The organism is Streptomyces chiangmaiensis, from assembly GCF_036281785.1.
Classification (GTDB): Bacteria; Actinomycetota; Actinomycetes; order Streptomycetales; family Streptomycetaceae; genus Streptomyces; species Streptomyces chiangmaiensis.
In genome coordinates, this window is sequence record NZ_JAYWVC010000048.1 from 1 (window position 1) to 22,095 (window position 22,095).

18 protein-coding genes and 1 pseudogene are annotated in these 22,095 nt (G+C 70.7%); 10 read left to right on the plus strand and 9 right to left on the minus strand.

Features of this window, described 5'->3' with window-relative positions:
* Positions 1–426 precede the first annotated feature (426 nt).
* The 4 genes from VXC91_RS16710 to VXC91_RS16725 form a co-directional block, all read right to left on the minus strand.
* Positions 427–936 (minus strand): cupin domain-containing protein, encoded by a 510-nt coding sequence (locus tag VXC91_RS16710; protein WP_329508048.1) that lies wholly within the window; start codon positions 934–936, stop codon positions 427–429.
* A 43-nt stretch (positions 937–979) separates the two neighbouring features.
* Positions 980–1,900 (minus strand): NADP-dependent oxidoreductase, encoded by a 921-nt coding sequence (locus tag VXC91_RS16715; RefSeq protein ID WP_329508049.1) that lies wholly within the window; start codon positions 1,898–1,900, stop codon positions 980–982.
* Between the two features lie 500 nt (positions 1,901–2,400).
* Positions 2,401–4,068, minus strand: coding sequence for an IclR family transcriptional regulator domain-containing protein (locus VXC91_RS16720; RefSeq protein ID WP_329508050.1), 1,668 nt, complete (start codon positions 4,066–4,068; stop codon positions 2,401–2,403).
* A gap of 88 nt (positions 4,069–4,156) precedes the next feature.
* A complete protein-coding gene (locus VXC91_RS16725; RefSeq protein ID WP_329508051.1) occupies positions 4,157–5,431 on the minus strand; it encodes a M6 family metalloprotease domain-containing protein in 1,275 nt (424 codons plus the stop codon).
* 364 nt (positions 5,432–5,795) lie between these two features.
* Here VXC91_RS16725 and VXC91_RS16730 point away from each other — a divergent pair, with 364 nt between their 5' ends.
* Together VXC91_RS16730 and VXC91_RS16735 are read left to right on the plus strand one after the other, a co-directional pair.
* Positions 5,796–6,440, plus strand: coding sequence for a TetR/AcrR family transcriptional regulator (locus VXC91_RS16730; RefSeq protein WP_329508052.1), 645 nt, complete (start codon positions 5,796–5,798; stop codon positions 6,438–6,440).
* A gap of 189 nt (positions 6,441–6,629) precedes the next feature.
* The gene (locus VXC91_RS16735; RefSeq protein WP_329508053.1) at positions 6,630–8,171 is read left to right on the plus strand and encodes an MFS transporter; all 1,542 of its coding nucleotides are present in this window, start codon (positions 6,630–6,632) and stop codon (positions 8,169–8,171) included.
* Positions 8,172–8,361: 190 nt separating this feature from the next.
* Here VXC91_RS16735 and VXC91_RS16740 read toward each other — a convergent pair whose 3' ends face one another.
* Entirely contained in the window at positions 8,362–8,865 is a 504-nt protein-coding gene (locus VXC91_RS16740) for a MarR family winged helix-turn-helix transcriptional regulator (RefSeq protein ID WP_329508054.1), read from the minus strand.
* A 100-nt stretch (positions 8,866–8,965) separates the two neighbouring features.
* On the opposite strand from VXC91_RS16740, the gene VXC91_RS16745 reads away from it, so the two are divergent.
* The gene (locus VXC91_RS16745) at positions 8,966–9,772 is read left to right on the plus strand and encodes a dioxygenase family protein (RefSeq protein WP_329508055.1); all 807 of its coding nucleotides are present in this window, start codon (positions 8,966–8,968) and stop codon (positions 9,770–9,772) included.
* A 13-nt stretch (positions 9,773–9,785) separates the two neighbouring features.
* Here the strand turns inward: VXC91_RS16745 and VXC91_RS16750 are convergent.
* Positions 9,786–10,304 (minus strand): annotated as a pseudogene (locus VXC91_RS16750) (N-acetyltransferase family protein).
* Positions 10,305–10,474: 170 nt separating this feature from the next.
* Here VXC91_RS16750 and VXC91_RS16755 point away from each other — a divergent pair.
* Positions 10,475–11,473, plus strand: coding sequence for a sigma-70 family RNA polymerase sigma factor (locus VXC91_RS16755; RefSeq protein ID WP_329508056.1), 999 nt, complete (start codon positions 10,475–10,477; stop codon positions 11,471–11,473).
* 441 nt (positions 11,474–11,914) lie between these two features.
* Positions 11,915–12,505, plus strand: coding sequence for a TetR/AcrR family transcriptional regulator (locus VXC91_RS16760; RefSeq protein WP_329508086.1), 591 nt, complete (start codon positions 11,915–11,917; stop codon positions 12,503–12,505).
* Positions 12,506–12,515: 10 nt separating this feature from the next.
* Here VXC91_RS16760 and VXC91_RS16765 read toward each other — a convergent pair whose 3' ends face one another.
* Positions 12,516–13,490, minus strand: a complete 975-nt coding sequence (locus VXC91_RS16765) for a helix-turn-helix transcriptional regulator (protein ID WP_329508057.1) — start codon at positions 13,488–13,490, stop codon at positions 12,516–12,518.
* Between the two features lie 62 nt (positions 13,491–13,552).
* Between VXC91_RS16765 and VXC91_RS16770 the strand changes: the two genes are divergently transcribed.
* The 5 genes from VXC91_RS16770 (at position 13,553) to VXC91_RS16790 (ending at position 19,797) form a co-directional block, all read left to right on the plus strand.
* A complete protein-coding gene (locus VXC91_RS16770) occupies positions 13,553–15,085 on the plus strand; it encodes an MFS transporter (RefSeq protein WP_329508058.1) in 1,533 nt (510 codons plus the stop codon).
* 225 nt (positions 15,086–15,310) lie between these two features.
* Positions 15,311–16,072, plus strand: a complete 762-nt coding sequence (locus tag VXC91_RS16775; RefSeq protein WP_329508059.1) for a DeoR/GlpR family DNA-binding transcription regulator — start codon at positions 15,311–15,313, stop codon at positions 16,070–16,072.
* Complete coding sequence (gene pfkB, locus VXC91_RS16780; protein WP_329508060.1) at positions 16,069–17,022, plus strand: 1-phosphofructokinase; 954 nt, start codon at positions 16,069–16,071, stop codon at positions 17,020–17,022. The genes VXC91_RS16775 and pfkB overlap by 4 nt, the downstream gene beginning before the upstream one ends.
* Before the next feature lie 178 nt (positions 17,023–17,200).
* Positions 17,201–19,300 carry a PTS fructose transporter subunit IIABC gene (locus VXC91_RS16785; protein ID WP_329508061.1) on the plus strand — a complete coding sequence of 700 codons (2,100 nt, stop codon included), beginning with the start codon at positions 17,201–17,203 and terminating at the stop codon, positions 19,298–19,300.
* A 239-nt stretch (positions 19,301–19,539) separates the two neighbouring features.
* Entirely contained in the window at positions 19,540–19,797 is a 258-nt protein-coding gene (locus VXC91_RS16790) for a hypothetical protein (RefSeq protein WP_329508062.1), read from the plus strand.
* A 34-nt stretch (positions 19,798–19,831) separates the two neighbouring features.
* On the opposite strand, the gene VXC91_RS16795 is transcribed toward VXC91_RS16790, so the two are convergent.
* Positions 19,832–20,584 (minus strand): DUF6227 family protein, encoded by a 753-nt coding sequence (locus VXC91_RS16795; RefSeq protein ID WP_329508063.1) that lies wholly within the window; start codon positions 20,582–20,584, stop codon positions 19,832–19,834.
* Between the two features lie 157 nt (positions 20,585–20,741).
* Positions 20,742–21,962 carry a L,D-transpeptidase gene (locus VXC91_RS16800; RefSeq protein ID WP_329508064.1) on the minus strand — a complete coding sequence of 407 codons (1,221 nt, stop codon included), beginning with the start codon at positions 21,960–21,962 and terminating at the stop codon, positions 20,742–20,744.
* Positions 21,963–22,095: the final 133 nt, after the last annotated feature.

Here is a 22,095-nt window from a genome sequence, read left to right on the forward strand (position 1 = left end):
GAGCGGTGCTCTATCCCCTGAGCTACGAAGGCGTTGCTTGTGTGAAACCTTGCTCGGAACTCGATGTGCGGGTCGGAGCCAGGTCTCGTGGTCAAGCCCTGAGCGACCTGGGGCAGGCTGCTGCGAAGAGCGCGCGGGACCCGCGTGACACGCCGCAGCGCCCTGCCGGGGCGCTCGATCCACAGCGTACCGGATCTGGGGTGGGGCGGGCGTTGGTGTCGGGGAGCCAAGTCGACGTGGTTCGGCCCTGTGGCTCGGCAGACGTGCTCCTCCCCGGTGCAGCATGTGGCCGCTCGAGGTCCATACGAGTACGAAGCCGAGGGGCAGGGGGCCTGGCCTCGACGCCGTAGGGGAATGGTCCGCCCAGGGAACTTTCCGGACGATGCGTACCTGCGCCTGCCGGTCGGTACCTGGAACGACTGGCTGTCAGCCCGTCGTGGAGCCGGTGCCCTGTGTCGGTGCCGGTGCCGGCGAATCGTCGATCTTGAGTTTGTCTCCCGTGTCGGTGATGAAGATGACCAGCAGTTTCGCCGGCTTCGTCCGGCTGGTGTTCTCCGTGAGCACATGGTGGGCGCCCGGTGGTTCGACCCAGTGCTGGCCCTGGTGGTATGTGCGGGTCGGCTCCCCGGCGAGCCGGCTGCGTACCGTGCCCTCGAGTACGTAGGCGTAGACGAAGGCCGCGCCGTGCCGATGCGGCAGCGCATGGGAATCGGGCGGGAAGTCCACGATCGCCGTGGTGAAGGTCTTGCCCTGGACATCCGGTAGTGGTTGTTCGAACACGGGCGTCAGCGTCTCGGTCGGGCGTGGCGAGGCCACGGCAGGGGCCGGCGCCACCTGCGCGGTGGCCGTGGCACGGTCTGTAGCGGGGGAGCACGCGGTGGCCGTGGCCGCTATGCCGGCGGCCAGAAAGCCGCCGGCGATCCATGTTCCGATCATGATTGCTCTCCTTCTTGGGCCTCCGGTGACCTGGGCGATCACTTCAGTCCTCGGTGACCCGGATGATCGTCTTGCCTGGGGTGCGTCGGTCGGGGGCGAACGCGGCCGGCGCTTCGGTGAGCGGCCGCACCGCCCCGACGACGGGCTTGAGCCGTCCCTCCCTGAGCCGCTGGGCGAGCTCGGCCAGCCGGGCGCGGTCGGGTTCGACGACGAAGAAGACGGCACGTCCGTCCTTGGGCCGGACCCTGGGCGGCGTGGCGATGGAGACGAGCGTGCCGCCGGCGCGTACCAGCGCGGCCGAACGGTCGAGGACGTCTCCGCCGATCGCGTTGAACACCACGTCGACCTCGCCGATGTCCTCCAGCCGTTCGGCCTGCAGGTCCACGAAGGCATCCACGCCGAGAGCGACTGCCGCGTCCCTGCCGGAGGCCCGGCCGGTACCGATCACCCGGACGCCCGCCTCGCGCGCGAGCTGCACCGCGATCGACCCGACTCCGCCCACGGCGCCGTGGATCAGGAGGGTCTGGCCCGTCGTGAGCCTGCCGTGGTCGAACAGGCCCTGCCATGCGGTCAGGCCGGAGATCGGCAATGCGGCGGCCACGGTGTGGTCGACGTCCGCCGGAAGGGGAGCAAGGTTGCGCGCCTCGACCGCGGTGTACTCGGCCAGTGAGCCGTTGCGGGCCCAGTCGGTCAGTCCGAACACCCGCTGGCCGACGGTGAGGCCGGTGGTCCCGTACCCCAGTTCGACGACGACACCGGACAACTCGTGCCCGAGCACGCTCGGGGTCCGGTCGCGGCCGGCGCGATCGGTCCACGTGGCCGGCCAGTCCAGCTCTCCGGTGGTGAACCCCGCGGCGTGGACCCGCACGATGACGTCGTTCTCGGCCGCATGGGGATAGGGCGTTTCCGTCAAGGACAGTCCGGCGACACCAACATCACGGTCTCGAACGGTGATTGCTTGCATGTCAGGTTCTCTCGTCATCGCGGGACCGGAGGCACGTCGACGTGGGCGTTCCCGCACGGTCGATCTCATCCCCGCGAACGGTCGGGTGTTGGAGCGTGGTCAGCACGAGACTCGGAACCGGCGACTTCGGATCTCGCGAGCAGGGCATGCATCGCGGCGTATTCGCCATGCGCTCTCGCGATTATGGGATCACGTCACACACAAACCCGCAGCTTCACGAGGACGTACATATCCGGTCCTTGGGGGAAGCGGCGGCTGCTCGGAGGAAGGCCGAGTACGGCTCCGGGGCTGTCGCTGCACGGCTCGCGCAGGCCCTGACGCACTCTCCTTCGCCGGTCCCGCACTGCATTCTCATCGGGGAGACGAGGTGGCCCACATGGGTGTGGCGGCTCAGGCGTGCGCGACCTTCTCCGGGCCGAGGACCCTGCGGTACGCATGGGCTCGAGCGCAACCGTGCCTTCCGGACGACGGAGTGCGACGGTCCCCGGCACGGGCCTCCATCAGATGCTCGGCACCTTCCTGAACCGCCCCGCCATATGCAGATCCGCCTCGATCCGTGCCGCGGTCGCGCGCAGTACCGGCAGCACCTCGGTCACGCACTCCTCGACCGTCCGGCGGCTGCTGTGCATGGCGACGTTCACCGCCGCGACCACCCTGCCCCCGCGATCCCGCACCGGCACCGCGATCGACCGCAGCCCCTCCTCCAACTCCTCGTCGACCAAGGCGTATCCCTCGCGCCGGACGCGGCCCAGCACGGCCCTCAGCTCGCCGGGGTCCGTGACCGTCCGCGGTGTCAGCGAGGTGATCTCGGGCAGCCTCGGCTCCGCCAGGTCCGCCAGCATGACCCGGCCCAGCGACGTCGGATACGCGGGCAGCCGGGTTCCGAGGGTGACGTTGACGCTCATGATGCGACGCGGGGCCACGCGGGCCGTGTACTGGATCTCGTCACCCGTCAGCACCGCCAACGAGGTCGACTCGTGCACCAGCTCGGACAGGGCGGTCAGATGGGGAGCGGCGATGTCCGGCAACGTGACCCGGGACAGCGGCGGATAGCCGAGGCCCAGGACGCGTGGGGTGAGCCGGAAGACACGGTCGTGTGCGGTGACGTACCCGAGGTGCTCCAGTGTGATCAGTGCCCGCCGGGCCGTCGCCCGCGCCAGCCCTGTCGCCTCGGCCACCTCGGTGAGTGTCAGTTCGCGGCGTCCTTCCCCGAAGGACGTGATCACCGTCAGGCCGCGGGCCAGCGACTCCACGAACTCCCGCCCTAGCTCCTGCTTGGACGTCCCGGTCCAGGTCGCGAGCCCTGACGGCACGTCCGGAGTGGCGGGCGGCGCCTCGCGCAGTTCGCGTTCCATCGCCGCCACCGCCGAGCGCAGCCGGGGCAGCAGGGCCTGGTACAGATCGTCCGCGGAGTGCCGGCTGGTGTGGCTGACCACACTGACCACACAGGCGATGCGGCCGACCGCCTCCCGTACGGGCATGGCGAGCGCCACCAGACCCGGCTCGATCAGCTGGTCGTCCAGTGCCCATCCCCGGTCGCGGGCCTGCTCCGTGCGCTCCTCGAAGTCGTCGCCCAGGGTGCTGCCGTCGGACCCGTCGAGTGGGCGGCTGCGGACCGGCACCGCAGGGAAACGGCGGTCCTCGGGGTCCGCGACCCGCCGCTCGCGCCACCGCTTCCACTCCGTCTCGTCCCACTCGGTGGCGAACAGCGGCCCGGGGGCGGTTCGCTCCGCGGGCAGCAGATCGCCGATGCGGAAACTCAGCGACATCGCGCGGCGGCGGGTCGCCTGGTGGATGAAGCGGATGCCGTCCCGGTCGGCGACGGCGAGCGACACCGACTCGTCGAGCTCGTCGGCGAGTGCATCCGCGTGCGGATCCAGCAGCTTGGGCAGCCGCAGCGCGGCCAGATAGGAGTTGCCCAGTTCCATCAGCCGTGGGGCGAGAACGGCGTCCCGCCCGTCGAGCCGTACGTACCCCATGCGGGCGAGCGTCGCCGTGATCCGGTCGACCGTGGAGCGGGCGAGCCCGCTGGCCCGCTCCAGGGCGCTGAGGCTGCAGCTGCCGTCCGCGTCGGTGAGCCGCCGCAGCACGGTGAGCCCACGCATCAGGGGCGTGACGGCTTCGGCGGGGGCGGCCGAGTCCTGGGCGGGAGTGGCGTTCGGGCGCATGGAATCACGGTAATGCCGGGCAGGACCGGTCCGCCGTGTTCGCCCGCGTCGTGCGCCGCCCCTGGCCCCGGATGCCCCCGGGGACGCCTCACCGTCGTGTCACGCGCACGCGGAAGTCCCCGGATCCATCGGTGCCCACGACGGTGACGACGATTTCTGCTTTCGGATCCGCGAAGGTCTGGCCGGGGAGGAACGTGGCGTCGGACAGTTCGGCGTGGACATTGGGACTGCGGGTGCAGCCGCCGCTGTCGCGCTCGGCGTCGTAGACCGTGATGGGCCCGTTGCCGGTGTCGACGTCCGCGTCGACCCGGTAGACGAGGATGCCGGGCCGGCACACCGCCGCGTCGTTGCCGGCGCGGGTGCGCAGTTCGAGGGCGTATCCGGCCCGGGAGCTGATCGGTATGAAGACCAGCTTGCGGCCGCCGCGGCGGCCCAGCGGGGTCAGCGGGTAGACGGCGGTGCCGCGGGTGCTGACACATCTGACCTGGGAGTCGTCGAGCCAGCCGAGCTTCCATTTGTGCCAGGCCAGCAGGTCGTTGTCGGCGCCCCAGTCCTCGCTCATGATGTCCCAGTGCCCGACGGCGCCTCCGCCGTCCTGGGTGTAGAGGTCGGGCAGGCCGAAGGTGTGGCTGTTCTCGTGCGGCAGGACCCGGTAGCCGGTCCGGGCGTAGGAGCCGGAGCCGTCGTCCTGGCGGCTGTAGATGAAGGACGCGTTGGACAGCGGCACGCCGTCGGCGACCGGGGCGTCGGTGTTGCCCGCGAAGGTCACCGACAGAACGGTGTCCAGGGCGGAGGGGCCCGCGTTCGGTGTGACCAGTACATTCAGCAGGTCGTAGCGGCGGAAGTCCACTTGGGGGTCGGCGGCGGCCACTATGTCCTGCACCAGCCGGCGGTAGCCGGGGTCGAAGGGTGCGCCGCGCTCTATGCCGTATGCCGCGAACGGCTTGGGCATGCGCAGCCAGTGATCTATCGGGGTCTCCGGGCGGTAGTCGAGCCGGCCGTAGGAGCTGGTCATGAACCACTTCTGGGTCTGCGGGAAGAACTCCGCGAACCGGGCCGACGCGCTGCCCTGGCCGGGTGCGTCGGAGAAGTCGATCATCAGGTTCAGGGCGTGGACGGTGCCGGTGGAGCGGACGTACCCGGCGGGGGTCGGGATGCCTTCAGGCATCTGGACGCCGCTGTGGCCGTGGATCATGCAGGCGCGTAGCGCAGAGTCACGGCCCGGTGCGATGGGTCCCGGTGTCGTGGAGCCCGTCACCAGATGTCCGGTGCCGGCGGAGGTGGAGACCGCGAGTGTCAGGACTGCGACTGAGGCGAGCGAGGCGACGCGGCGGGAGCGTATCCGGCGGCGGGACAGCTGCATGCGGTGACCCTTCGCTCCACGGCAGCCGCCGGTCACCGACTGCCCCCTTGGGCTCACCCTGTGTCGAAGGGGGGTCGGGCCGCGCGCTGGAGCAGCCCGAACGAGGGGTTCGCGGACACGGAAAGGGTGACGGTCCGACGGCCGCGGAGAGGCGGGCGGAGGGGGCGGTGGCCCGAAGCGGCCGGGCGGTCGGCGGCCGGTAGTCAGGGGTCGCCCGGCCGGGTGTCGAATGTGTCTCAGCTCACATCGAGTCGGTGCCGGGCCGGGAAATAACCGGGGACCGATTCCCCGTTTAGCCCTGTGTCCGAGCGAAACGGGGACTGATTCCCCGGAACGCGTTTCCACTCCACCCGAGGAGTACGCCGTGCAGACCGCACCCCCCGTGCCGCGCCGAGCGTCCCGGCCGCGTGCCGATGCTCTGCGCAACCGGGAGCGGATCCTCACCGCAGCCCGGGAGATGTTCGTCGAGTTCGGCCCCGAGGTGCCGTTCGACGAGATCGCCCGCCGGGCCGGTGTCGGCAACGCCACGGTGTACCGCAACTTCCCTGACCGCGACGCACTCGCCAGCGAGGTCGTCTGCTGGGTCATGGACCGAACGGCCGAAGACGCCGAACGGGCCCTCGCCGAGAGCGGCGACGCCTTCGAGGCGCTCTCGCGCTTTGTGCACACCGCCGCCGACGAGCGGATCAGCGCGCTGTGTCCGATGGCGGCCGGCGCGTTCGACAAGCACCACCCCGACCTGGAAGCGGCGCGCGAACGGGTCGGGCGACTGATCGCAGAGCTCATGGACCGCGCCTGCGCGGCCGGGCAGCTCCGCCCCGACATCGGCGTCGGGGACCTGATGATCGCCGTCGCGCAACTGAGCAGGCCGCCGGCCGGCACCGGTTGCGTGAGCCTCGACCGCTTCGTCCACCGCCATCTGCAACTGTTCCTGGACGGCCTGCGGGCCCCGGCCCGCTCCGAACTGCCCGGTACGACCGCGACCATGGAGGATCTGCGCCAGTCCTGAGCGATGAGTTCCGCGTGCTCCGCCCGTCTGCAAGACGTCAGAAATCCGTGACATGACAGGCGCTCAGGTCGTCACCGTCGACAGGCCGCGCCCTCCCGCACCCCATTCCGCTTGCCCCTCTTCCGTCTGATCTCTTTTCGCTCCCGAGTCCTGACATTTCCGTCACGAAGTCCCGAAGTGGATACCTCCATGTCTGAAACAGCCCGAAACATCCCGGGCGCTTCCGCTCCCGACTCCAGTCGCTGGCGGGCCCTCGTCTTCATCGCGCTTGCCCAGCTGATGGTCGTCCTCGACGCCACCATCGTGAACATCGCGCTTCCGTCCGCCCAGCAGGACCTGGGGATATCGGACGGCAACCGCCAGTGGGTCGTCACCGCCTACGCCCTCGCCTTCGGTGGTCTGCTGCTCTTCGGCGGCCGGGTCGCCGACCTGTGGGGCCGCAAGCGTGCCTTCGTCATCGGCCTCGCCGGCTTCGCCCTCGCCTCCGCGCTCGGCGGCGCGGCGCAGAGCGGCGCGATGATGTTCGGCTCCCGCGCCCTCCAGGGCGTCTTCGGCGCACTTCTCGCGCCTGCCGCGCTGTCCCTGCTCGCGGTGATGTTCACGGACGCCAAGGAACGTGCCAAGGCCTTCGGCATCTACGGTGCGATCGCCGGTGGCGGCGGCGCCGTCGGCCTGATCCTCGGCGGCTTCCTCACCGAGTACCTGGACTGGCGCTGGACGTTCTACGTCAACATCCCCTTCGCCGTCGTCGCGGCGGCCGGCGCCTACTTCGTCATCCGGGAGCCGGAGGGTGGCCGCAACCGCTCGTCGCTCGACATCCCGGGCGTCATCCTCTCCACCCTCGGCCTGGTCTCGCTCGTCTACGGCTTCACGCGCGCCGAGTCGGACGGCTGGGGCGACACCCTGACCGTCGGCCTGTTCGCCGCGTCCGCCGTGCTGCTCGTGGCCTTCGTGGTCACCGAGTCCAAGGTCAAGACCCCGCTGCTGCCGCTGCGCGTCATCACCGACCGCAACCGCGGAGGCGTCTACCTCTCCCTCGGTCTCGCGATCATCGCGATGTTCGGCACGTTCCTCTTCCTCACCTACTACCTGCAGGTCGTGAAGGGCTTCTCGCCGGTCAAGACCGGCTTCGCCTTTTTGCCCATGATCGCGGGCATGATCACGAGCTCCACCCAGATCGGTACGCGGCTGATGACCCGCGTGCCGGCGCGGCTGCTGATGGGTCCCGGCTTCCTGGTCGCCGCCACCGGCATGTTCCTGCTGGCCCAGCTGGAGCTCGGTTCGTCGTATGCGGCCCTGGTGCTGCCGGCCATGCTGCTGCTCGGCCTCGGCATGGGTACGGCGTTCATGCCGGCCATGGCCCTGGCCACGTACGGAGTCCAGCCGCGGGACGCCGGTGTCGCCTCCGCGATGGTCAACACCTCCCAGCAGGTGGGCGGCGCGATCGGCACAGCCCTGCTGAACACGATCGCGGCCTCGGCGACCACGTCCTACATCAAGGACCACATCGCGACCGCCACCTCCAAGTCGCAGGCGCAGCTGGTCCAGTTGCAGGGTCAGGTGCACGGCTACGCGAACGCGATCTGGTTCGCCGTCGGCATCCTCGTGCTCGCCGCGGTCATCGCCCTGACCTTCGTCAACGCCGGCCGCCCGGGCGCGGCCTCGGTCTCCGGCCAGGGTGCGGGCAAGGGCGCCGAGGACGAGGTGCAGGTTCCGGTGGTCGCCCACTGATCGTGCCCGGCGGGTGTCCGTCCATCGGCAGGTCACGGGAGTGAGCCCGAGGGGCTTCGGCGCCCCGGAGGCGAGCGGGACACCACGGGCGAGGGCAGGGCGCCTCGCCCGAGCACTCCGGGTCCGCCCCGGCACCCGCAACCTCGCGGGGCCGGCGCGGACCTGCGTCCGCGCTGTCCCGCCCGGCGCCTCAGCGCATCCAGGGAAGGTCCGCCCCGGCCTCCTTGGGCTGCAGTCCCTCGGCGATGATCGACATGATCTCGCCGAGGGACTTCTGCTGTTCGGGGGTGAGCCGGTCGAAAAGGGCCTGGCGCACGGCCGCCACGTGTCCGGGTGCGGTGCGCGACAGCACCGCGTACCCCGCGTCGGTGAGGGCCGCGAGCTGTCCGCGCTTGTCGGAGGGACAGTCCTCGCGCCGCACCCAGCCGTGGTTCTCCAGGCGGGCGACGGCGTGCGAGAGCCGGGAGCGCGTGATCTTCGCCCGCCTGGCCAGCTCCGTCATCCGCAGCCGCCCGTGCGGTGCCTCGGCGAGATGGACGAGCAGTCCGTAATACACGTGCGGCATGCCCGCGTCGCGCTGCAGCTGACGGTCGAGATGGTCCTCGAGCAGGGTGACGGCGTGCATGTACGCACGCCAGGTGCGCTGTTGCGCGTCGGTGAGCCAGCGTGTGTCATCAGCGGATGCCGTCGTCATGAGACCACTTTACGAGGCTCCTCCTTGAAGTTTAAACAAGTGAGGGGTACGCTCCCGTTACAACTTGAGTCTTCAAGTAAACGGGGAAGGGAGCGGCGCCATGTCCGCTGTCATCGAGGAGCGCACCGCGCCCGAGCGCATGCCCGCCCTCTACCTGAGCCATGGCGCACCCCCGCTCGCCGACGACCCGGTCTGGCCCGGCCAGCTGGCCGCCTGGTCCGCGGACCTGCCGCGCCCGAAGGCGATCCTCGTGGTCTCCGCCCACTGGGAGGAGGCGCCGCTGGCGCTCGGTGCCGTGGAGACGGTTCCGCTGGTCTACGACTTCTGGGGCTTCCCCGAGCACTACTACCGGGTGACATACGGCGCCCCGGGCGCTCCCGAGCTCGCCGAGGCGGTGCGCAAGCTGCTGCGCGCTCCCGGCACCCCCGTGCAGGACGTACCCGACCGCGGCCTCGACCACGGCGCCTACGTTCCGCTGGTCGAGATGTACCCCGGCGCCGACATCCCGGTCCTGCAGGTCTCCATGCCGACCCTCGACCCGCAAAAGCTCCTGGAGATCGGCCGCAAGCTGGCCCCGTTGCGCGACGAGGGTGTCCTGATCATCGGCTCGGGCTTCTTCACCCACAACCTGGCGGCCCTGCGGCAGGCGGGCGGGGGAGTGCCGGGCTGGTCGGCGGAGTTCGACGACTGGGGGCATCGCGCGCTGGAGGCCGGCGACGTCGACGCGCTGGTCGGCTTCATCCGCAAGTCTCCGGCGGGCCGGCTCGCCCACCCCCGCACGGAGCACTTCGCCCCGCTGTTCGTGGCCCTGGGCGCGGCGGACGCGAGCGGGGAACTCGACGCGCAGAAGTCGGTGATCGACGGGTTCTGGATGGGGCTGGCGAAGAGGTCGGTGCAGTTCGGCTGACCGGCCGCCGGGGCTACAGCTCCTTCTCGTACCAGGCCACGTCCCAGTACCGTCCGAACTTGTACCCCACCTCGCGGTACGTGCCGATGTGGCGGAAGCCGAAGCGTTCGTGCAGTCGTACGGACGCTTCGTTGGGTTGGGCCACACCCGCGTACGCCCGGTGGAGGTTTTCCCCGGTGAGAGACGCGAAGAGGGCGCTGTAGAGCCGAGTGCCGACGCCGCGGCCCGTGGCCCGCGGGGCGAGGTAGACCGTCACCTCCACCGAGGTCGCCTACGCCGGCTTGGGGCGGAAGGCGCTGGATGCGGCGTACCCGAGAATCCCCTGTGTGTCGGGATCCACGGCAACCATGAGCCGGTGCGGCCCGTCTTCAGGGTGGGAGAGCAGCCAAGGACGCCGCTCCTTCGGGGTGAAGGCCGCGGTGTCGAAGGTGATGGGCGTCTCGCGCACATAGTGGTTGTAGAGGTCGGTGAGGGCCCCGAGGTCACTCTCGACTCCCGGCCTGACCTGCACCTCTCTAGGTTCCGGCAGCATCCGGCCTCCCTCGTGGCGGGACAGGGTACTGCATGATCAGAAAAATTGAGGTGCCGGTTGGGAATTCTGTCCTGATTCCAGTCGTTGTTTCCATCGGATGCAGGGCACCCGGAAGGGTGTCCGAAGCGTCACTGGACCATTCGCCAGCCCACCATCGCAAGGGAGCACGCATGGCAACCCGTGCCGTCGCCCGTCGCAAGTCCGCCGAGAGCGAGACCGCCGACGCGGCAAACAGTGTTCGCGCCCATGGCGGCGAGATCGCCGATCGCGACCTGGTCGGCATGTACCTCGATGAGATCGCGCGTACGCCGCTGCTCGACGCCGCCCGGGAGGTCGAGCTGTCCCAGATCATCGAGGCGGGTGTGTTCGCGCGCCAGATCCTCGACGGGGAGGAGGAGGCGAGGGCCGACGCCACCCGTGAGGAACTCGAGGCCCTGGTCGCCGAGGGCGAGCGGGCCAAGGACATCTTCATCCGCTCGAACCTCCGGCTCGTCGTCGCCGTGGCGCGACGCTATCCGCGCAGCGGTCTCCCGCTGCTCGACCTGATCCAGGAAGGCAACGCGGGCCTGGTGCGCGCAGTCGAGAAGTTCGACTACCGCAAGGGCTTCAAGTTCTCGACCTACGCGACCTGGTGGATCCGTCAGGCGATCACCCGGTCCATCGCGGACCAGTCCCGGACCATCCGGCTGCCCGTGCACCTGGTCGAGGAACTGGGCCGGATCCGCCGTGTCCAGCGGGAGTTCAACCGTGAGCACGGGCGGGACCCCGAGCCGGGCGAGATCGCGGCCGAGCTGGACTCCACGCCGGACCGCATCAGCGACGTCCTCGACTGGGCCCGTGACCCGGTCTCACTGAACATGTCGGTGGACGACGAGGGCGAGACCCAGTTCGGCGACCTGCTGGAGGACACGTCCGCGGTGTCCCCGGAGCAGTCGGTGCTCACGCTGCTGCGCAGCGAGGAACTGGACGACCTCATCGGACGACTCGACGAGCGGACGGCGTCCATCATCAAGATGCGGTACGGCATCGAGGACGGCCGGGAGCGCACCCTGACGGAGGTCGGCAAGGAGCACGGTCTGACGCGCGAGCGCATCCGGCAGATCGAGAAGCACGCGCTGCTCGAGCTGAAGAAGATGGCACGGCAGACGGGCTTCGACGCGGCGGCCTGACGGCTTCCGCCCGGGCGGAAGCCGTCAGGCCGCCCGCCGCGTCGCACGGAGTTGGCGCGTTCCATCGCTTCAACTCGCCGGGTCCGGGGCACAAGACCTCCAGGTCCCGCAGGGTACGGGCCGGACGCACCGTTCGCGTCCCCGAGAGCCGAGTCCCGACGCACTTCCCCCCGGTGCCGGGACTCTCCCCGAGCCGGGCTTCGGCGCCACTCCCCCCTGGCGCCGGGGCCCGGCTCTTTTCCTGCCCCGTCGCGGGCAGGACAGATCGACGGGCCGCCCCGGACCTGAACCCCGGGGCGGCCTCGAATGGCAGATTGTGCCACAGCGGCATAACCTGCCGTCGTGACCGGTACCAGGCGTATGACCGGGGCTTCGTCCGGCCGTACGACGCAAGAACCCGAGGGCATGTCACTCACCGAGCGGCGCAAGGCGGCGACCCGGATGGAGATCGCCCGGGCCGCCGCGGGGCTCTTCATGGCGAACGGCCTGCGGGCCACCCGTGCCGAGGACATCGCCCGTTCCGCCGGGGTCGCACCGCGCACCTTCTACCGCTACTTCGCGACCAAGGAGGAGGCGCTCGCCCCGCTGTTCTCGGCGGGCGCGCACCAGTGGTCGCAGGCCGTCCGTGATGCCCCCGTGGGCCTCTCCGTCGCCGAGGCCCTGCACCATGCGGCGGTCCACACCCTGACCCCCGGCGCAGGCGTCTCCGCGAGGTCCCTGGAGTGCGTTCGCGCCCTGCTGCGCCTCACCGGCACCAACCCCGCGCTCACCAAGGTGTGGGCCGAGATCTGTCAGGCCGGGGAACGGGAGTTGGCGGAGGTGCTGGCGGTGCGGACGCAGGGTGGTGACCAGGCGTCAGTGAACGTCACCCCCGCTCTCCGTTTCGCCGCCGCTCTCGCCAGTGCCTCCGTGCGCGTGGCGGTGGAGAGCTGGGCCGCGGGCGATGAACCGGCCGTCGGACCGAGCGGTCCGGCCTGCCTCGCCGTCCGGAACCTGGAAGCCCTGCGGGACTTCGTGTGGGAGATCGGCTGAGCCCTGCCTCTCAGTCCTGCCGCGCCTGCGCCGCCCGACTCAGAAGATCCCCCAAGTCCCGTATGCGTGTGACCAGTTCGTCAGGGCGGTGCACCGTGAACTCGCAGCCGATCATGGCGAGCCGCACCGCGAGCCACTCCATGGAGTCGGTTGTCGCGCCGTGCAGCCGGCAGCTGTCCTCGTCGAGCGGCTCGGGTGCGTCGAACCAGTGGGGCAGGCGCGCGGCGACCACGTTCGCCGGCGCGGCGAACGTCGCCTCGAACTCGTACGTCTCCTGCCGCCGGTACACCGACTGCCGCAGATACTCCGCCGCGCTCCCCGCCGGCAGTTCCCGCGGTGCGAACCGGGCGCCCGTCGCCAACGGCTCGGCGACCCGGTCGACCCGGAATGTGCGCCAGTCGTCGCGCTCGAGGTCGTAGGCGACGAGGTACCAGCGGCGCCCCGTCGAGACCAGCCGGTATGGCTCGGTCAGGCGCCGTGACCGGGTTCCGTCCCCGGAGCGGTAGGCGAACCGCAGCCGCTCGCGGCCCGCGATCGTCGAGGCCATCACGGTCAGTGTCTCGGGCGCGATGCTCGCCCCGTCACCACTGGTCAGATGAGTGGTGGCGGCCTGGAACGTGGCGACGCGATGGCGCAGCCGGGCCGGCAGGACCTGTTCCAGCTTGGCCAAGGCCCGCACGGACGCCTCGTCGACGCCCTCGACCGCGTGCGCGGCGCCGGCGCGCAGCCCGACCGCGATCGCCACCGCCTCCTCGTCGTCGAGCAGGAGCGGCGGCATGGCCTTCCCGGCGACCAGTCGGTATCCGCCGTCGGCGCCCTTGGTGGCCTGGACCGGGTAGCCCAGCTCGCGCAGCCGGTCGATGTCCCGGCGGACCGTGCGCCGGGAGACCCCGAGCCGCTCGGCGAGCTCACCGCCGGGCCACTCGCGCGGGGTCTGGAGCAGGGAGAGCAGCTGCAGGAGCCGGGCGGGAGTGTCGGTCGTCATGAATCCGATGATGCCCGATGACTAGGACATGATCTGACCTAATAGGGCCCTACCTTCGGACCATGACCTCCACCGAGAGCACACTCAGCAGCACCGCGGCCGGCCGCGGCGCGGGCGATCGCAGGCGTTGGTTTGCGCTCGCCATCGTGATGACCGCGGCCTTCATGGACCTGGTCGACGTCACGATCGTCAACATCGCGATCCCGTCGATCCAGCGGGACGCGGGCGCATCCTTCAGCCAGATCCAGTGGATCACCGCGGGGTACGCGCTCGCCTTCGCCGCCGGGCTCATCACCGGCGGGCGGCTGGGTGACATCCACGGGCGCAAGCGCCTCTTCCTGATTGGCATAGGCGGCTTCACCCTAGCCTCGGCGCTGTGCGGGTTCGCGGTGAACCCGGAGATGCTCGTCGCGTCGCGGATCCTCCAGGGCGCGATGGCCGCGCTGATGGTGCCGCAGGTGCTGTCGATCGTGCACGCCACCTTCCCGGCACACGAGCGGGGCAAGGTCTTCGGCCTGTTCGGCGCGATCGTCGGCCTCGGGGCCGTCTCCGGACCGCTCCTCGGTGCGCTGCTGACCGAGTGGAACCTCTTCGGGCTCGAGTGGCGGCCCATCTTCCTGATCAACCTGCCGGTCGGCGTCGGCGCCTTCCTGCTGGGCCGTCCCTTCATCACGGAGTCCAGGGCCCCGCGTGCCCTGCGCCTCGACCTCGTCGGCGTCGCCCTGGTCACGCTGGGCCTGCTGATGCTGCTCTACCCGCTCACGCGCGGCCGGGAACTGGGCTGGCCGCTGTGGGGGTACGCGTCGATGGCGGGCGCGCTCGTCGTCTTCGCGACGCTCGTGGCGTACGAGAGGCGGAAGACCCGGCTGGACGGGTCTCCGCTCGTCGAGCTCTCCCTCTTCCGCGTGAAGAGCTTCGCGGCGGGCATCGCGGTGCAGACGGTCTTCGGGGTCGGCCTCGGGATCTTCTTCCTGGTCTGGACGCTGTACATGCAGGTCGGGCTGGGCTGGAGTGCACTGCGGGCCGGTCTGACGGGTGTGCCGTTCTCGCTCGCGGTCTCCACGGCTGCCGGGATGTCCGTGCAGAAACTGGTCCCGCGCTTCGGCCGCAAGGTGCTGCAGGCCGGGGCGCTGGTGATGGGGGCGGGCGTGCTCCTCTACATCTGGGAGTCCGACCGGTACGGCCTCGCCATAGCCTCCTGGCAGATGGCGCTGCCGCTGGTGGTCATGGGCGTCGGCATGGGGCTCATCGTCGCCCCGCTGACGGACGCGGTCCTGTCCGAGGTGCCGCGGGAGCACTCGGGTTCGGCCTCCGGCTTGATCAACACGGTGCAGCAGATGGGCAACGCGCTGGGTCTCGGCCTGGTGTCGGTGGTCTTCTTCGGCGAGATCGGCGACCGGCTGACTCCGACGCAGGTCGGCCCCGCCTTCGCGCACGCCTTCCAGTACGCGCTGGGCTGGGTCGCGGCCGTGCTGGCGGTGATCTTCCTGCTGATGTTCGCCCTGCCGAGGCGGCCGGCGCAGCACATGGAGGGGGCGGAGGCGGACACGGAGAAGGAGCCGGCCGGGGAGCCGGAGCCGGTGCTCGTTCCCTGAGCGGTGGTCGTCTTTGGAGCGGTGGTCGATGGCGCCCGGCGGGTCGCGTTCTGCGCGAGTCCGCCGGGCCCCGCCGCGTGGGGGCGCCCGCAGGAAATCCCGGCCCTCCGGGGCTGAGGCCCGTTTGTGTCCGAGTTGCTGCCCGAACCCGTTTACTTTTCGGCAATCCAGACGTAGCCTCCGGAGGAAACCACACGTTCGGGCATAAGTCGGAGGTGAACGGGCATGTACGCACCGGAGCGGCAGCAGGAGATTCTCCGGCTCGCCCGTGACGGCGGGCGGGTGGACGTGGTGTCGCTGGCCGAGGAGTTCCAGGTCACGGCCGAAACGATCCGCCGCGATCTGAAGGCTCTGGACCGGGCCGGCCTCGTGCGCCGGGTGCACGGCGGTGCCATACCCGTCGGACGCCTGGACTTCGAGCCGGACCTCGCGGAACGGGAGTCCACCGCGGCCGACGAGAAGGACCGGATCGCGAAGGCGGCCGTCGCGGAGCTGCCGGGCGAGGGCACGATGATCCTCGACGCCGGCTCGACCGTCGCCCGGCTGGCCGGTGCCATCCCCCTGGACACGACGCTGACCGTGGTCACGCACAGCCTGCCCACCGCGGCCCGCCTCGCGGATCACCCCGGCATCCAGCTCCATCTGGTCGGGGGACGCGTACGGCACCGTACGCGCGCCGCCGTGGACGCCTGGGCGCTGCGCGCGTACGGCGAGATCCGGGCCGACGTCGTGTTCATCGCGGCCAACGGCTTCTCCGCCGACCACGGACTGACCACGCCCGACCTCGCCGAGGCCGCCGTCAAGCGCGCCGCGATCCGCGCCGCACGCCGCGTGGTGCTGCTCGCCGACTCCTCCAAGCACGGCCAGGAGCACTTCGCCCGCTTCGGAGAGCTCGGCGACGTGGATCTGCTCATCACCGACAGCGGGCTGAGCCTCGAGGAGGCCACGGCGATCGAGCGCGGCGGCACGGAAGTAGTGCGCGCATGATTCTCACCGTCACCCCGAACCCGTCCCTCGACCGCACCTACGAGGTCCCGTCCCTCGATCGCGGTGAGGTCATCCGGGCCACCGGCGAACGTATGGACCCGGGCGGCAAGGGCGTGAACGTCTCGCGCGCGGTCGCGGCCGCCGGACGGCGCACGGTCGCCGTCCTGCCCCTCGGAGGCGCGCCGGGCGCGCTCGTCGCCGACCTGCTGTACGCGCAGGGCATCGAGGCCGCGCCCGTACCGGTGGCCGGGGCCACCCGCTCCAACATCTCGGTCGCCGAGCCCGACGGCACCCTCACCAAGATCAACGCGCCTGGTCCCGAACTCTCCGCCGCCGAGGCCGAGCTTCTTCTGGAGACGGTCCGCGAGCAGTACCGCGCGGCCGAGACCACCTGGATCACCTGCTGCGGCAGTCTCCCGCGCGGGCTGGCCCCCTCCTGGTACGCGGACCTGGTGGCCCGCGCCCATGCCGCGGGCGCCCGGATCGCGCTCGACACCTCGGGGCCCGCCCTGCTGGAGGCGTTGCGGGAGTGCCCCGACGTGGTGAAGCCGAACGCCGAGGAGCTCGCCGAGGCCGTCGGGCGCCCCCTGGCCACGGTGGGCGACGCGGTGAAGGCGGCCGAGGAACTGCGCGAGCTGGGCGCAGGCGCCGTGCTCGCGAGCCTCGGTGCGGACGGCCAGCTGCTCGTGTCCGCCGACGGCGTCTGGTTCGGCACCGCGCGCGTCGACGTCGTACGCAGCAACGTCGGCGCAGGCGACTCCTCCCTCGCCGGCTTTCTGATCGCCGGCGGCAGCGGCCCGAAGGCCCTGGCCTCCGCCGTCGCCCACGGGGCCGCGGCGGTTCAGCTGCCCGGCAGTGTGATGCCGACCCCGGCCGACCTTGACCCCTCCGCCGTGACGGTCACGCCGGAGGTACCCGTGGACCGCGTTCTGACGGAGCCCGTCTCATGAGCGCCTGTCTCACACCCCCTGAGCCGCGGGGGGACCCGACCACTCCCACCGCCACGGGGAGACGGGGTTCCCCGGGCCGCCCGGGCGTCCCCTTTCCCGCCGTACCACCTCACTGCATTCCCGTCCCCACCACCGCCCATGAGACTCCCCGGGCGATACGCGTGCGAAGGAGCCCGCGATGAGCGAGATGATCAACGAGGACCTGGTCGACCTCGACCTGTCCGCCGACACCAAGGAGGCGGCGGCACGCGCCCTCGCCGAGCGGATGGTGGCCGAGGGCCGGGTGACGGACCTGGACGGCTTCCTCGCCGACGTCGCGGCGCGCGAGGCACAGATGCCGACCGGGCTCGACGGCGGCATCGGGATCCCGCACTGCCGCAGCGAGTACGTCACCGAGCCGACGCTCGCCTTCGGGCGCAGCACGCAAGGCATCGACTTCGGTGCTCCGGACGGTCCGGCCGACCTGATCTTCCTGATCGCCGCTCCGGCGGGCGCGGACGACGCACACCTGACGATCCTGTCCTCCCTCGCCCGCCAGCTCATGAACGCCGAGTTCACGTCCGCGCTGCGGGCGGTGGACGACGCCGCGGCCGCGGCCGCGCTCATCCGTGGGGACGAGGCGGCCGCGGCCGGGGCTGCGACGGCCGGCTCCGAGGACGCCGCAGCGGCCCCGGCCGGATCGTCGGCCTCCTCCGGCGCTGCGGTGGACGGCACGGCCTCGGTGTCGGGTGCCGGCGTGGAGGGCGAGACCGCCGCGCAGCCCGGTGCCGCCGCCCGCCCGTTCCGCATCGTCGCCGTCACCTCCTGCCCCACCGGCATCGCGCACACCTACATGGCCGCCGAGTCGCTGGAGAACGCGGGCCGTGATGCGGGCGTCGAGGTCGTCGTCGAGACACAGGGCTCGGCCGGGTTCACCCGGCTCGACCCGGCCGTGATCGAGGCGGCGGACGGCGTGATCTTCGCCCACGACGTCCCCGTGCGGGACAAGGACCGCTTCGCCGGCAAGCCGACCGTCGACGTCGGGGTGAAGGCGGGCATCAACCGCCCCGCCGAGCTCATCGCCGACGTGCGTGGCAAAGCCGCGCGCGGCGAGGTGACCGCGGCGACCGCTCCGGGGACGCCGGTCGAGCGCTCCGGTGACCCCGGCGAGGGCTACGGCACCAGGCTGCGCAAGTGGCTGATGTCCGGCGTGAGTTACATGGTTCCGTTCGTCGCCGCGGGCGGTCTGCTCATCGCCCTCGGCTTCGCGATCGGCGGCTACAGGATCAACAAGGCGCCTTCGGTCATGGACCACTTCGTGTGGACGCAGGCGGACAGCTGGGGCGCCCTGTTGTTCCAGATCGGCGGCGTGGCCTTCAGCTTCCTCATCCCGGTCCTGGCCGGGTACATCGCCTACGGCATGGCGGACCGGCCGGGTCTCGTGCCCGGCTTCGTCGGCGGCTCGATCTCCCTCACCATCAACGCGGGCTTCCTCGGCGGCCTGGTGGCCGGTCTGCTCGCCGGCGGTGTGGTGATGGCGATCCAGAGGATCCACATCCCCCAGGCGCTGCGCGGCATCATGCCGGTGGTGGTGATCCCGCTGATCTCCTCGGCGGTCGTCGGGTTCCTGATGTTCGTGGTCGTCGGCAAGCCCATCGCCTCCGCGCAGAAGGGCATGACCGACTGGCTGAACGGCCTCTCCGGCGCCAACGCCATCCTGCTCGGCGTGCTCCTCGGCCTGATGATGTGCTTCGACCTCGGCGGCCCCGTCAACAAGGTCGCCTACACCTTCGCGACGGCCGGTATCGCCGTCTCCGACCCGAGCGACTCGGCGATGAAGATCATGGCCGCGGTGATGGCCGCAGGTATGGTCCCGCCGCTGGCGATGGCGCTGGCCACGACCGTGCGCGGCAGGCTGTTCACGCAGACCGAGCGTGAGAACGGCAAGGCCGCCTGGGTGCTGGGCGCCTCCTTCATCTCCGAGGGCGCGATCCCGTTCGCGGCGGCCGATCCGCTGCGCGTGATCCCCTCGTCGATGATCGGCGGTGCGGTCACCGGAGCCCTGTCGATGTCCTTCGGTGCCACTCTGCGCGCCCCGCACGGCGGCATCTTCGTGGTCCCGCTGATCGGCAACCCGCTCCTCTATCTCGTCGCCATCGCCGCCGGTGTGTGCGTGACCACGGCCCTGGTGGTGGTCCTGAAGGGAATGCGCCGGCAGAGCCCCGAGGGTGCGGCGAAGGAGGCCCCGGGAGTGGCGACAGCGGCCCGCGACGAATCCCGGCAGCCGGTCGCCGCCTGACGAGCGGCAACACCCATCAGACGTCGTCCGCAACCCCCTTGACGGTGTTGCGGCCGACGTGCGACAGGCGGGAGGCGCGTCGCGCCCCGCGCGGGAGGTGTGTCGCGCCCCGTGCGTGGCCGAGGCCGGTTCCAAGGGGCCCATTGCGGCCCATCTGAACCCTTCGGGGCACTCGTCGTATCTGCGATATGCGTCACGGTCCGGCGCCAAAAGCCCGGATCGTGGTGTCTACTTGGGGCATGCCTGCGGACGCGTCGACCTTCCAGCTGTTGGGTGTGCCCCTCCTCGCCCTGGCGAGCGCCATCTGGATCGTCTGCGCGGGTCGCATTCTGCGTCGCCGTCGCTTCGAGGAGGCCGCACGGCGTTACCGCAACCGGCTCGGGTCCCTTCCGGACCAGCGGAAGGGGGGTCCGGCCCTGGAGTCCGTCGAACTCACCCCGGCCGAACGCGACGCCTTCGCGGGCCTGATGCGGCAGTTCGACGAGGGCCGCTCCTAGACCGCGCGCCGCAGACGCCGTCCTGGGGCTGGGGTCAGCCGAGCGCCGCCGCGCGTCGCTCCATCGCCTCTCTCGCCGCCTCCTCGGACGCGTACACCTCGCACATGTGCCGGCCGTCCGGTGTCGCCGTGTGCTCGACCTCCCACAGGGACACCTCGCGGCCGTCACGCAGCAGGAACGCGTGTTCGTAGAGCGCGTAGGACAGCCCCGCCTGGCGGCCGGCCCGGAACGGGCGGCCGAAGGCCTGTGTGATCTCGTGGGCCAGCGCGGAGCGCAGCAGTAACGCCGCGAGATCCGAGTCCGGCGGGTCCGGGTTCTCCGCCCGGCGCAGCAGCCGCCGCGCGTGGTCCGCCGAGTCGTCCGGTACGTAGGCGTGACGGAGCTCGGAAACGGGTGGCGACTGCACCAGTACGGGCAGCTCGAAATCGGGGGTGTCCGGCGGCAGCGGAAGCCGGGACGTGGCCGCGCGCAGCTCCTCTTCGTCCACGTACACCTCGTGCTCCAGGTGACCGTCCGGCCCGGTGTTGTGCACGAGCTCCGACAGGGTGACCGCCGAACCGTCTGCGAGCAGCCATGTGTGCCGGTACGTCTCGCGGTGCAGCCCCGCGCTGTGGTGCGCGGAGTGCAGAGAACTGTCGTACGCCAGCGCGCAGTCGAGCCGTCCTATCGTCTCGTCGGGCAGGTCGAAGGAGTTCAGGGCGCGGCCGAGGAGTCGCGCGAGGTGCTCCTCCGGAGACTCGGGCGACTCGGCTGGCTCGTACGCCGCCGTCTCGTACGGAACGCTCAAGGTTTCTCCCGGCGTCGCTGCATGTCACCTTGTGGGTGCATACCGTAGCCCCTCGGTCGGACATCATGTCCGGGAACCGAGAAAACGTACGGTGGGAAAACGGACGGGCCGCGCGGTGCGTTCCCGCGCGGTCCGATGTATCGTCATGCGCCCCCGGTCAGGCGGCACTTTCCGCACTCCAGGCGCTCCACGGCATGTTCCAGCCGTTGAGCCCGTTGTCCGGCGCGACCGTCCGGTCGGGGGAGTTCGTGACGATCACGACGTCCCCGACGAGTGAGTTGTCGTAGAACCACTTGGCGATCGTGTCCCCCCGCGCGCCCCGCACGTCCGGCATTCCGACACAGCCGTGACTGGTGCCCTCGCGGCCGAAGGGCGGGTTGGCCTTGTTGTACCAGTAGTTGCCGTGGATGAACGTCCCCGAGGTGGTCAGCCGCATCGCGTGCGGGACATCCGGTATGTCGTACTCGCCGCCCAGGGCGACCGTCTGGCTGTTCATACGGGTCTGGACGAACTTCTCGGAGATCACCATCTGCCCGTTGTACGTGGTGTGCTGCGGGCTGCCCGACGAGATCGGGACCGTCCTGAGGGTCCTGCCGTCCCGCACGACCGTCATCGTCTGGGTGCGGACGTCGACCGTGGAGACCTGTGAGCGGCCGACGGTGAAGGACACGGTCTTCTTCTGCACTCCGTAGACGCCGTTCGCGCCCTCGACCCCGTCGAGGTCGAGCTTCATCGTGACCTTGGAACCGGCCTTCCAGTAGTCCTCGGGCCGGAAGTCCAGGCGCTGCGCCCCGAACCAGTGCCCGACGACCTGCTGCCCGCTGCTGGAGGTCACCGTGATGTGGGACTGCACGGTCTTCCTGTCGCTGATCGCCTTGTCGAAGGTGAAGGAGAGCGGCATCCCGACGCCGACCGTCGTCCCGTTGTCGGGCGTGTACGTCCCGATGAAGCTGTTGGCCGATGTGACCGTGGTGAAGATCGAGTTGGCGGCCGCCACGCGGTTGCCCGCATCCTTGGCGGTGGCCGAGATCTCGTACTTGGCCCCGCGCTCCAGCTGCTGCTTCGGCTTCCAGGACGTTCCGTCCGCGGACGTCTCCCCGGGCACGACTGTGCCCGTCTCCGCCACCGTCATCTTCACCTCGGTCAGCCTTCCGTCGCTGACCTTCACCCCGGTCGTGTTGATCGAGGCGCCGGTCGAACCGTCCTTCGCGGAGATGACGATCGTGGCGGTCGAGGTCTTGGCGGAGTCCTGTGAGCCGGCTCCGTCCTTGTTGTCGGCATTGGCGTTGCCGCCGCAGGCAGTGAGGGCGAGGGCGCCGGCCATCAGGGCGGCACAGGCCGCCAGTACGCGCCGCGCTCGCAGGTCCGGCGTTGCCACGGGCTTCTCCAGATTCGTCGTGGTGTGGGGGTTCCGCTCGAGTACGTGGAGAAAGAGCGAATGCCACGGCCACGGGTTCCCGGTCGTCGCGGTCCACGCCATCACGTGACAGAACCGGGACAATCGCCCGTCC

Coding starts and splice junctions, on each gene's coding strand:
- VXC91_RS16710 (WP_329508048.1), bottom strand. CDS start 936: ATGATCGGAACATGGATCGCCGGCGGCTTTCTGGCCGCCGGCATAGCG.
- VXC91_RS16715 (WP_329508049.1), bottom strand. CDS start 1,900: ATGCAAGCAATCACCGTTCGAGACCGTGATGTTGGTGTCGCCGGACTG.
- VXC91_RS16720 (WP_329508050.1), bottom strand. CDS start 4,068: ATGCGCCCGAACGCCACTCCCGCCCAGGACTCGGCCGCCCCCGCCGAA.
- VXC91_RS16725 (WP_329508051.1), bottom strand. CDS start 5,431: ATGCAGCTGTCCCGCCGCCGGATACGCTCCCGCCGCGTCGCCTCGCTC.
- VXC91_RS16735 (WP_329508053.1), top strand. CDS start 6,630: ATGTCTGAAACAGCCCGAAACATCCCGGGCGCTTCCGCTCCCGACTCC.
- VXC91_RS16740 (WP_329508054.1), bottom strand. CDS start 8,865: ATGACGACGGCATCCGCTGATGACACACGCTGGCTCACCGACGCGCAA.
- VXC91_RS16745 (WP_329508055.1), top strand. CDS start 8,966: ATGTCCGCTGTCATCGAGGAGCGCACCGCGCCCGAGCGCATGCCCGCC.
- VXC91_RS16755 (WP_329508056.1), top strand. CDS start 10,475: ATGGCAACCCGTGCCGTCGCCCGTCGCAAGTCCGCCGAGAGCGAGACC.
- VXC91_RS16760 (WP_329508086.1), top strand. CDS start 11,915: ATGGAGATCGCCCGGGCCGCCGCGGGGCTCTTCATGGCGAACGGCCTG.
- VXC91_RS16765 (WP_329508057.1), bottom strand. CDS start 13,490: ATGACGACCGACACTCCCGCCCGGCTCCTGCAGCTGCTCTCCCTGCTC.
- VXC91_RS16770 (WP_329508058.1), top strand. CDS start 13,553: ATGACCTCCACCGAGAGCACACTCAGCAGCACCGCGGCCGGCCGCGGC.
- VXC91_RS16775 (WP_329508059.1), top strand. CDS start 15,311: ATGTACGCACCGGAGCGGCAGCAGGAGATTCTCCGGCTCGCCCGTGAC.
- pfkB (WP_329508060.1), top strand. CDS start 16,069: ATGATTCTCACCGTCACCCCGAACCCGTCCCTCGACCGCACCTACGAG.
- VXC91_RS16785 (WP_329508061.1), top strand. CDS start 17,201: ATGAGCGAGATGATCAACGAGGACCTGGTCGACCTCGACCTGTCCGCC.
- VXC91_RS16790 (WP_329508062.1), top strand. CDS start 19,540: ATGCCTGCGGACGCGTCGACCTTCCAGCTGTTGGGTGTGCCCCTCCTC.